Below are 10510 nucleotides of genomic sequence, written 5' to 3' on the forward strand. Positions count from 1 at the left end.
AAAGCCGATCGATCCTTATATCGATCGGTGGTAAGATCAGTTTTAGAAAATCAAGAGAATCTAATGTTATTTCAACAATCGGTTGAGGATCTTGTAATCGAAAATGATCGAATTACTGGCGTTGTGACCGAAATGGGCGTAACCTTTAAAGGTAAAGCTATTGTGATCACTGCGGGCACCTTTTTAAATGGTAAAATTCATATCGGTTTAAATAATTATAGTGGGGGGCGCACTGGTGATCCTGCTTCTATCGGGTTATCGACGGCATTCCATCGTTATCCATTCCGTATTGATCGATTAAAAACGGGAACGCCTCCGCGCATTGATGCTAGAACCATAAATTTTTCGGTACTTGATCAGCAACATGGTGATACGCCAACGCCTGTTTTTTCTTTTCTTGGTAGCGTTAATCAACATCCAAGACAAATTCCATGTTTTGTTACCAGCACCAATGAACACACCCATCAAATTATTCGCGATAGTTTAGATCGTAGTCCAATGTATACTGGCGTGATCGAAGGGATCGGCCCACGTTATTGTCCATCGATCGAAGATAAGATCATGCGTTTTGCGGATCGTAATTCACATCAGATCTATTTAGAGCCTGAAGGATTAACTAGCAATGAGATCTATCCCAATGGGATATCAACCAGTCTGCCATTTGACGCACAATTAAATTTCGTACGATCGATGAAAGGCTTAGAAAATGCACGGATCGTTAGACCTGGTTATGCGATCGAGTATGATTACTTCGATCCTCGCGATCTAAAACCAACTCTTGAAAGTAAATTGATCGATGGTTTATTTTTTGCAGGACAAGTGAATGGTACTACTGGCTATGAAGAGGCGGCGGCGCAAGGCTTGCTTGCAGGATTAAATGCGGCTCGTTTTGCTTATGACCAAGACCAATGGCACCCTAGTCGTGATCAAGCCTATTTAGGCGTTTTAGTTGATGATCTTTGTACCTTAGGAACAAAAGAGCCATACCGTATGTTTACCTCTCGTGCTGAATACCGTTTAATGTTACGTGAAGATAATGCGGATGCTAGATTAACAGAAATAGGACGTAAACTAGGTTTGGTGGATGATCAACGTTGGCAACAATTTAATCTAAAAATGGCGTCTATCGAACAAGAGCGACAACGATTACGTGCCATATGGGCACATCCACATGTTGAAAGCATTGCCGAAATTAACGCCGTATTAACAGCACCATTATCGAAAGAAGCCAACGGTGAAGAGCTGCTAAAACGTCCAGATATGAATTATAACAGTCTTACATCATTATCATTATTTACGCCAGGATTAGCCGATAAACAGGCGGCCGAACAAGTGGAAATTCAGGTTAAGTATGATGGCTATATTGAAAGACAAAAAGAAGAGATAGAGCGCCAACGTCGTAATGAAGAAACCATGATTCCTGAGGATATTGATTATAAATCGATTTCTGGGCTTTCGAATGAAGTTGTCGCGAAACTGAATCAGCATAAACCCGTGTCTATTGGACAGGCTTCGCGTATCTCAGGTATAACTCCAGCGGCTATTTCGATGTTATTGGTATATCTGAAAAAGAAAAATTATCTTAAGAAAGATAGAGAAAAGTGATAAATAATTACTATGTTAAAACAAAATTTAGATAAATTATTACATAAAAATAATATCGCGCTTAGCGAACAACAAGTCAATTTATTGATTGATTATGTTAATTTACTTGCTAAGTGGAATAAAGCGTATAACTTAACATCGGTTAGAGATCCTAACGAAATGTTAATTAAACATATTATCGATAGTTTGGTAGTTTCTCCTTATTTATCAGGCGATAAGTTTATTGATGTAGGAACAGGACCGGGGTTACCTGGGGTGCCATTAGCGATTATTAACCCTGACAAACACTTTACCTTAGTGGATAGTTTAGGCAAACGTATCCGTTTTCTTAAACAGGTCAAATTTGAGTTAAATTTAACGAATATTGATCCTATCCAACGTCGTGTTGAAGAGGTAAAGGAGATCTATTTTGATGGTGTTATTAGCCGCGCTTTTGCCTCATTACAAGATATGTTAAGTTGGTGCGATCATTTACCGAATCAAAATGGAATTTTCTATGCTTTAAAAGGGCAATATCCAAGTGAAGAGCTAGCGCTACTACAAGATACCTATAAAGTAGAAAATATTATTTGTTTCAATATTGCCGATATGCAAGCTGATCGGCACTTAATTATGATAAAAAAAGCTCAATAAAATAAACAGTATCTGCAAATTACACTAAAAAATAAAAAACCTATTTGCCTAGGTTTTTTATTTTTATTGGTTTTTATTGATTTTTTATTACGGGTTTTATTCTTATCATGTTATTATTATCGCTCAGTGGTGATAATTACCCAATTTAATCTACTGAGGATCCTAATGAAAATTGTTGAAGTCAAACATCCCCTTGTACGCCATAAAATTGGCTTAATGCGTGAAAATGAAATAAGCACGAAAGATTTTCGTACGCTAGCCAGTGAAGTGGGTAGTCTATTAACCTATGAAGCAACAGCTGATCTACCAACAGAGAAAGTCCTTATTCAGGGCTGGTGCGGCGAAGTAGAAATTGAGCAAATCAAAGGTAAAAAAATTACTGTCGTTCCTATTTTACGTGCTGGTTTAGGTATGATGGATGGCGTATTGGAACATATTCCTAGTGCGCGTATTAGTGTTGTGGGTTTTTATCGTGATGAAGAAACTTTACAACCGATCCCTTATTTTCAAAAATTGACATCAGATATTGAAGAACGCATGGCGCTTGTTGTTGATCCTATGTTAGCGACTGGCGGATCTATGATTGCAACTATTGATTTATTAAAAAATGCGGGTTGTAAAAATATTCGCGTATTGGTTTTAGTTGCGGCACCTGAAGGTATTGCCGCACTAGAAAAAGCCCATCCAGATGTCGAGCTTTATACTGCCTCAATTGATCAAAAATTAAATGAGCATGGCTACATTATTCCAGGTCTAGGCGATGCGGGAGATAAAATTTTTGGTACCAAATAAATTAACTGTTTAACCGGCGATAAGCCGGTTTTTTTTCGCTTTAATTAAGGCATAAGTTCAATCACTTAGTATTGAAGGTAAGATATCGTGAATTTTCAACTAGATAAATTAATGCTAATTAAACACATTAAGTATTGTTTACAAGATATATTTACTGGCGCTCAAATGTTATTTGTTGCTTTTGGCGCATTAGTATTAGTTCCTTTATTGACTAATTTAGATGCGAATGTTGCTTTGTTCACAGCAGGAATCGGCACATTAATTTTTCAAGTAGTGACAAAAGGTAAAGTTCCCGTATTTTTAGCTTCCTCGTTTGCATTTATTGCACCCATTTCTTATGGTGTCGCACAATGGGGAATTGCGGCGACATTAGGCGGACTGGTAGCGGCTGGTTTCGTTTTTATATTTTTTGCCTTTTTAGTTGCGATTAATAGTGCTCACATTATTAAACGAATTTTACCACCTGTGGTGACGGGACCTATTATTATGGTTATTGGGCTCTCTTTAGCACCGGTGGCGGTTAAGATGATGATGGGGGGAGAGAGTTACCCCGATATTGCCAAATATAAGTTGCTATTGATTTCTATGTCTTCGTTAGTGACAACGCTAATTTTTTCTATCTGTGGTAAAGGTTTCCTAAAATTAATTCCGATTATTGCGGCGATTGGTGTCGGTTATTTATTTTCATGTCTATTTGGTATTGTCAATTTTGAACCTATTGTTAATGCTCCTTGGTTTATTTTACCAAGTTTTACTGTTCCTGAATTTAAATGGCAAGCCGTGCTTTATATGCTACCCATCGTCATTGCTCCTACGATAGAACATGTAGGAGACATCACGGCAATTGGCGCGGTAACGGGTAAAAACTATATTCAAAATCCAGGATTACAGCGAACTTTATTAGGTGATGGATTAGCGACCTCTACAGCAGCGATGTTTGGTGGTCCACCTTGTATCACTTATGCAGAGGTGATTGGTGCGGTTATATTAACCGGTAATTTTAAAACCCGAATTATGACTTGGGCAGCGCTTTGGGCTATCGCAATGTCCTTTATTGGTAAAGTTGGTGCGTTTTTAAACTCGATTCCTTCTGTTGTTATGGGCGGAATTATGGTACTTTTATTTGGATCGATTGCGTCAGTTGGGATCAATATTTTAGTCAAACATAACGTGGATTTGTCTCAATCACGTAATATGTGTATTGTATCTTTAGTTTTAGTCTTTGGTATTGGTGGAATGGTCTTTGATTTTGGTAGCTATGTTTTACAAGGGATTAGTTTGTGTGGAATTATAGCTATTTTATTAAATCTTATACTACCTAAAGCTAAATAATTGGCTTAATTATTATATAAATAAATTGTTATTTTAGACTAAACGACATTTAGTATTAATTACAATCTAGAACTTATTATCGGTTATATAGTTAACCATCTATTCAATAATAAATATTTTGTTTATGATTATTTTTTCATGCTAAAAACTAACAAGTATCATCACAATCATAATGATACTTGTTGATTTTTATCAAACAGAATTTATACTTAATGACAAAATTGTTAAATTAGTTTTATGAGGTCAATCTGAATCATTCTCAGCAACTTCCGCTTCCTGTTTCTTTACCTGATGACGAAACATTCGATAGTTTCTACAATGGTAAGAATCAGTTATTAATTGAAGCATTACACGTTGCTCTGGTTAGTGAAGGAGTTAACTCTATTTATTTGTGGTCGCTACCTTCAGCGGGTAGAACCCATCTATTGCATGCGGCTTGTAGCTATGTGGCTAATCGTAATAAAACGGTCTGTTATATTCCTTTAGCACAATATATTACCTTTTCTCCAGAAATATTAGATGGATTAGAATATTGTGATTTAGTCTGCCTAGATGATATTGATGCAGTTAAAGGTATTGCGGCATGGGAAGAAGCAATTTTTTACTTATTTAATCGTTTATACGAAAAGAAACGAACCTGCTTATTAATTACTGGTAACTTACCGCCGGCGCAGTTGGGATTGTCATTGCCTGATTTAGGGTCACGTTTATCGTGGGGACAAGTGTATCAACTAACGGAACTTGACGATGTGGATAAATTAGCCGCTTTACAATTGAGAGCTCGCCTAAGGGGATTTGAAATTTCCGATGAAGTGGGGCTATTTTTATTAAAGCGTTTAGATCGTGATATGCGATCACTGTTTACTATACTTGAAAAGTTAGATATTGCAACGATTACCGAAAAAAGAAAGCTAACTATTCCGTTTGTAAAAGAAGTTTTAAAACTGTAATGATATGAGTATAAGGTCTTAATGAACTTATATATTTAATCTTTTTCATTTAGGAAAAAATATGCAAAAACCGGATGCGATTGTCTTTTTCGATTTAGATGGAACACTACTTAATAGCCAAGTTGAAGTGTTACCTAGTTCTATAATGGCGATAAATAAATTACATCAAAATAACATTGTTGCGGTTTTATCGACAGGAAGGACGGCTGATGAAGTTAGCGGAATTATGCAAAAAACCAGTATCGATTCTATCGTCGGTATGAATGGGCAAAGCGTTATTTATAAAGGGAAAAAAATTTATTCAAATGATATTCCTCTATCCGTCATTAAACGAATGATTGATTTCTCTGCAAGCAAAGGTATTCCGCTCGCCTTCTATAGTGATTATATCCGGCGTGTATCAGCTCATGATAGGGCTACTGAACAACTTTATCAATGCTTACATCAAACGATGCCTGATATCGATAGTGAGCTTTATAAAAAAGTTGCGATTCAGATGTTATTACTTTTTTGCCAAAACGGTGAAGACCAATATCCTGACCATTTCCCTGAACTTCAATTTATCCGTAATAACCCTTATTGTGTTGACGTTTTTAACCGCGACGGCTCAAAAGGAAATGGTATCACTCAGTTATTATCTAAATTAAAGTTTACTGATGTGCCTACGTATGCTTTTGGTGATGGTTTTAACGATCTAGAGATGTTCGCCACAGTGGATCATCCGATTGCAATGAAAAATAGTGTTGAACCTTTAAAAGCATTAGCCGAATTTATTACTGATGATAATGATCATGATGGCATTACTAAAGGGCTACAAAAAGTAGGGTTAATCTAATTTTAATCTCAATATCGGATAATTTGACCATTACGACTATCTCTAATCTGAGAGGGGTTAGTCTTATTTCCTAATTTTCCTTGTAATATAGGGAAAGATTGACCGAATTGTTGCTGTACCTGTTCACTGGTTTGGCAAGGGGCGTAACCTGATAAGTTAGCACTGGTCGAGACGATGGGTTTACCATATTGGTGACACAATGCTTTGACGACCGGATGTGCGGTTACTCTGACCGCAATAGTATCAAATTGACCAGTAATAAAATAAGGTGTGGCGCTATTTTTAGGTAAAATCCAAGTGACATGCCCCGGCCAGCTTTCAAACATCATATTTTTTTGTTCAGTAGATAAACCATCATCATCAATATAAGGCAGTAATTGTTGATAATTATCGGCAATTAATATCAACCCTTTATTTATATCACGTTTTTTTAATTCCAATAATTGCTTAACTGCCTTTTCACTATCCGGATCACAACCTAAACCAAAAATGGACTCGGTTGGATAGGCAATAACTTGTTGATTCGACAAATAATCGATAGCTGCATTAATGGACAATTTTTTACTCATAACGACCTTTATTCTACCAGTAGGATGACAACACGATACTCAATTGCACTTAACATGATTGATATGGCAACGAATATATCCACCATTGACCACTTTAATGGCGCCCATTAATTCTAAATCAAGCAATTTGATGGTTAAATCAGCGATTGGTATTGATAAGGTTTGAGCAATAACATCAACGGATATTGGATGATGGTGGATCATAGCGAAGATCTCAGAATGGGGGAAGTTTTTTTGTGTAAAATCGCGATTAGATGTTTGACATTGAGTATGGTCATGGTAATAAGGAATGTGGTGATTATTGGTAAAGTAACATAAGCTGCTTTGACTCAAATGCTGTAAAATATCGGCTGGACGACTAACTAAATAAGCCCCTTGTTGGATTAACTGGTGTGTTCCATGAACATTTTCATTACTGATATCGCCAGGTAACGCAAAAACATCTCTATTTTGTTCGATGGCATAGTTAGCGGTAATTAACGATCCACTTTTGAGAGAGGCTTCAACCACAAATGTGGCTAAACTTAAGCCGCTAATAATACGATTACGTCGAGGAAAATATTCTGGTCTAGCTGGTTCATCAGGAAAGAATTCAGCGATTATTGCTCCATTCCCATTAATAATGTCTTGGGCTAAACCTAAGTGGCTACGTGGGGTTATCTGTCTTAAGCCACTACCTAATACGGCAATGGTCTTTCCTTGAACATCTAAAGCGCCACGATGACAAAGCCCATCGATTCCCAAAGCTAAACCACTGGTGATAGTTAGCCCATTCAGAGCTAACTCACTAGCGAAATAGCGTGACCATTGAGCGCCATAATCGCTAAATTGACGGCTACCAACCATTGCTAATTGCGGCGATGATAATAAATTCACATCACCTTTAACAAAAAGTAGCATAGGTGCACTATGAATAGATTTTAACAAAGGTGGATAGCGCGAATCTATATACGTAATTAGATGATGATTTGGCTCTTCTAACCAATTAAGTACGGTGTTTATTTTAGTACTATCAAGCTGTTTAAAAGCAATTTTTTGTTGTTGATTAAACCCCAAATCGATGAGTAATTGTTCGATACATATTGAATCTATATCCACATTATCATCAGTTAATTTTTCTATTATTTGTCGCTTATGACCTTTTATCATGGATAAACGAATAAATAATTCATCTCTATTCATAAGTTAATTGTTATTTTAACGATAGTCGATTATTTCTATTAATTCACATCATAAATGATTACAATACCCAACTAAGCACCAAGAACTAATTTTTTAGAGGAAGTTCATAAAATCTATGGCTATTTTACCTGTATTACGATTTCCTGATGAACGGTTACGTAAAAAAGCACAACCTGTGACTGAGATTACGCCTGAAATACAGCAATTTATCGATGATATGATTGATACGATGTATGAAAAGCAGGGTATCGGATTAGCGGCGACACAAGTTGATTTTCATCAACGTATTATTGTCATTGATGTATCTGAAGAAGGTAATGAAGTTTATGTGATTATCAACCCAGAAATTATTGATAAGTCGGGTGAAACGGGCATAGACGAAGGTTGCTTATCGGTGCCAGATACGCAGGCTTTTGTACCTCGATTTGAACGCATAAAAATTAAAGCACTGGATCGGGAAGGAAAACCTTATGAGATTGATGCTGATGGCTTATTGGCTATCTGTATTCAACATGAAATGGATCATTTAGACGGTAAATTATTTGTTGATTACTTATCGGCACTTAAACGTCAGCGTATTGCGCAAAAATTGGAAAAGCAAGCGAGACTTGAAGCAAAACACGCCTAAGCTACCGAATGGCTAGTTAAGTAACTAGCCCTCTTTATTGATTGTTATTTAAACAATTTTTACCTATAACGACGATCAAAAACTGGTAATTTACATCCAGTTATGATATAAATCAGCCCTGTTTATTGCTATAGATTGGCTATAAACAAAATATTTTAATTAATCAACGTTATAACACACACATATCATCACTCTTTGCCGGGGTGCCTGTTGTTTTTATTAGCAATTAAGGTCGGTTGAAGCGGATATGTGGAGGCATAACCCCAATATGACTATGAGGTAATCATGACTACTACTGTATCTATGCGCGATATGTTGCAAGCAGGTGTCCATTTTGGTCACCAAACCCGTTATTGGAATCCAAAAATGAAACCATTTATTTTTGGTGCGCGTAATAAAGTGCATATCATTAACTTAGAAAAAACAGTTCCAATGTTCAATGATGCATTAGCTGAATTAAATAAAATTGCAGCTCGTCGTGGCAAAATTCTTTTCGTAGGTACTAAACGTGCAGCGAGCGAAGCAGTAAAACAAGCAGCTGAAAACTGTAATCAATTTTATGTTAACCATCGTTGGTTAGGTGGGATGTTGACTAACTGGAAAACCGTTCGTCAATCAATCAAACGTTTAAAAGATTTAGAAACTCAAGCTAATGACGGTACTTTTGATAAATTAACTAAAAAAGAAGCGTTAATGCGTACTCGTGAAATGGCGAAATTAGAAAACAGCCTTGGCGGTATTAAAAACATGGGTGGTTTACCTGACGCTATCTTTGTTATCGGTGCAGATCACGAACACATCGCGATTAAAGAAGCAAATAACCTAGGTATTCCGGTGTTTGCAATCGTTGATACTAACTCTAATCCAGACGGTATTGATTATGTTATCCCTGGTAATGATGATGCGATTCGTGCGATTCAATTATATACAACCGCTGTATCGCAAGCGATCAGTGCTGGACGTGAACAAAATCAAGCACCAGTTTCTGAAGAAACTTTCGTTGAGTCTGCTGAATAAGCAATTCTCTAAGGGTCAGTGTTCTGACCCTTTCTAAATATAAAATTCTTTACAGTGTATACAATGGAGTAATTGACGACTCCCCCTACAGAGGATGATTAAAATGGCTGAAGTAACGGCGGCAATGGTAAAAGAACTGCGCGAAAGAACTGGCGCAGGCATGATGGAATGTAAAAAAGCATTAGTTGAAGCTAATGGTGATATCGAATTAGCCATTGATAACATGCGTAAATCAGGTCAAGCAAAAGCGGCTAAAAAAGCGGGTCGTGTTGCGGCTGAAGGTGTGATTATTACTAAAATTTCTGCTGATAAAAAATACGGCGTTATTTTAGAAGTTAACTGTGAAACTGACTTTGTTGCTAAAGATGACAGTTTCTTAGCCTTCAGTAATGAAGTGGCAGAAACAGCGTTAAATGAAAAAATTAGTGATGTTGCTACTTTACAAGCAAAATTTGAAGAAAAACGCACGACGTTAGTGGCGACTATTGGTGAAAATATCAGTATTCGTCGTATTGAAGAATTATCAGGTGATGTTATTGGTGCTTATCAGCACGGCGCTCGTATCGGTGTATTAGTTGCGGCTACCGGTGCCGATGATGAGACCGTGAAACACATTGCTATGCATATTGCAGCAAGCAAACCAGAATATGTAAGTCCTGATGATGTACCCGCTGATGTCGTTGCGCATGAGCGTCAAATTCAGATTGATATTGCAATGCAATCGGGCAAACCACGTGAGATTGCTGAAAAAATGGTCGAAGGCCGTATGCGTAAATTCACTGGTGAAGTCTCTTTAACTGGTCAAGATTTCGTTATGGATCCAAGCAAAACTGTTGGTGCGGTTCTGAAAGAGAAAAATGCATCTGTTGCTAAATTTATCCGCTTTGAAGTGGGTGAAGGGATTGAGAAAGTCGAAGTTGATTTCGCAGCGGAAGTGGCGGCGATGTCAAAACAGTCTTAATCAGTA

The 10510-nt window shown here is 37.0% G+C and carries 11 protein-coding genes; 9 read left to right on the plus strand and 2 right to left on the minus strand.

The features are described from left to right. From mnmG to O970_RS03695, 6 genes are all read left to right on the plus strand, one after another. The coding region (gene mnmG / locus O970_RS03670; RefSeq protein ID WP_051318591.1) for a tRNA uridine-5-carboxymethylaminomethyl(34) synthesis enzyme MnmG at positions 1–1605 on the plus strand (1605 nt) is incomplete at its 5' end. 12 nt (positions 1606–1617) lie between these two features. Further along, complete coding sequence (gene rsmG, locus O970_RS03675) at positions 1618–2238, plus strand: 16S rRNA (guanine(527)-N(7))-methyltransferase RsmG (protein ID WP_036562565.1); 621 nt, start codon at positions 1618–1620, stop codon at positions 2236–2238. 165 nt (positions 2239–2403) lie between these two features. Then, a complete protein-coding gene (gene upp, locus O970_RS03680) occupies positions 2404–3030 on the plus strand; it encodes a uracil phosphoribosyltransferase (RefSeq protein ID WP_024495810.1) in 627 nt (208 codons plus the stop codon). Between the two features lie 111 nt (positions 3031–3141). Beyond that, a complete protein-coding gene (locus O970_RS03685; protein WP_024495811.1) occupies positions 3142–4362 on the plus strand; it encodes a uracil-xanthine permease family protein in 1221 nt (406 codons plus the stop codon). A 248-nt stretch (positions 4363–4610) separates the two neighbouring features. Beyond that, positions 4611–5312, plus strand: coding sequence for a DnaA inactivator Hda (gene hda, locus O970_RS03690; protein ID WP_024495812.1), 702 nt, complete (start codon positions 4611–4613; stop codon positions 5310–5312). Between the two features lie 61 nt (positions 5313–5373). Further along, on the plus strand, positions 5374–6147 hold the full coding sequence (locus tag O970_RS03695) for a Cof-type HAD-IIB family hydrolase (protein ID WP_024495813.1): 774 nt from the start codon (positions 5374–5376) through the stop codon (positions 6145–6147). Positions 6148–6155: 8 nt separating this feature from the next. Here O970_RS03695 and tsaC read toward each other — a convergent pair whose 3' ends face one another. Both tsaC and dprA read right to left on the minus strand, forming a co-directional pair. Next, a complete protein-coding gene (gene tsaC / locus O970_RS03700; protein WP_024495814.1) occupies positions 6156–6716 on the minus strand; it encodes an L-threonylcarbamoyladenylate synthase type 1 TsaC in 561 nt (186 codons plus the stop codon). A 39-nt stretch (positions 6717–6755) separates the two neighbouring features. Then, positions 6756–7898, minus strand: a complete 1143-nt coding sequence (dprA, locus tag O970_RS03705) for a DNA-processing protein DprA (RefSeq protein WP_024495815.1) — start codon at positions 7896–7898, stop codon at positions 6756–6758. A 115-nt stretch (positions 7899–8013) separates the two neighbouring features. Between dprA and def the strand changes: the two genes are divergently transcribed. The 3 genes from def (at position 8014) to tsf (ending at position 10504) form a co-directional block, all read left to right on the plus strand. Next, positions 8014–8526: a peptide deformylase gene (gene def / locus O970_RS03710; protein ID WP_024495816.1), complete on the plus strand. Its 513-nt coding sequence runs from the start codon at positions 8014–8016 to the stop codon at positions 8524–8526. A 285-nt stretch (positions 8527–8811) separates the two neighbouring features. Next, a complete protein-coding gene (gene rpsB / locus O970_RS03715; RefSeq protein WP_024495817.1) occupies positions 8812–9543 on the plus strand; it encodes a 30S ribosomal protein S2 in 732 nt (243 codons plus the stop codon). A 103-nt stretch (positions 9544–9646) separates the two neighbouring features. Continuing rightward, positions 9647–10504: a translation elongation factor Ts gene (gene tsf / locus O970_RS03720; RefSeq protein ID WP_024495818.1), complete on the plus strand. Its 858-nt coding sequence runs from the start codon at positions 9647–9649 to the stop codon at positions 10502–10504. Positions 10505–10510: the final 6 nt, after the last annotated feature.

The organism is Candidatus Schmidhempelia bombi str. Bimp (assembly GCF_000471645.3).
Classification (GTDB): domain Bacteria; phylum Pseudomonadota; class Gammaproteobacteria; order Enterobacterales; family Orbaceae; genus Utexia; species Utexia bombi.

Bases quoted from the DNA above. Each gene is read 5' to 3' on its own strand.
- rsmG (WP_036562565.1), top strand. From the start codon at position 1,618: ATGTTAAAACAAAATTTAGATAAATTATTACATAAAAATAATATCGCG.
- upp (WP_024495810.1), top strand. From the start codon at position 2,404: ATGAAAATTGTTGAAGTCAAACATCCCCTTGTACGCCATAAAATTGGC.
- O970_RS03685 (WP_024495811.1), top strand. From the start codon at position 3,142: ATGCTAATTAAACACATTAAGTATTGTTTACAAGATATATTTACTGGC.
- O970_RS03695 (WP_024495813.1), top strand. From the start codon at position 5,374: ATGCAAAAACCGGATGCGATTGTCTTTTTCGATTTAGATGGAACACTA.
- tsaC (WP_024495814.1), bottom strand. From the start codon at position 6,716: ATGAGTAAAAAATTGTCCATTAATGCAGCTATCGATTATTTGTCGAAT.
- dprA (WP_024495815.1), bottom strand. From the start codon at position 7,898: ATGAATAGAGATGAATTATTTATTCGTTTATCCATGATAAAAGGTCAT.
- def (WP_024495816.1), top strand. From the start codon at position 8,014: ATGGCTATTTTACCTGTATTACGATTTCCTGATGAACGGTTACGTAAA.
- rpsB (WP_024495817.1), top strand. From the start codon at position 8,812: ATGACTACTACTGTATCTATGCGCGATATGTTGCAAGCAGGTGTCCAT.
- tsf (WP_024495818.1), top strand. From the start codon at position 9,647: ATGGCTGAAGTAACGGCGGCAATGGTAAAAGAACTGCGCGAAAGAACT.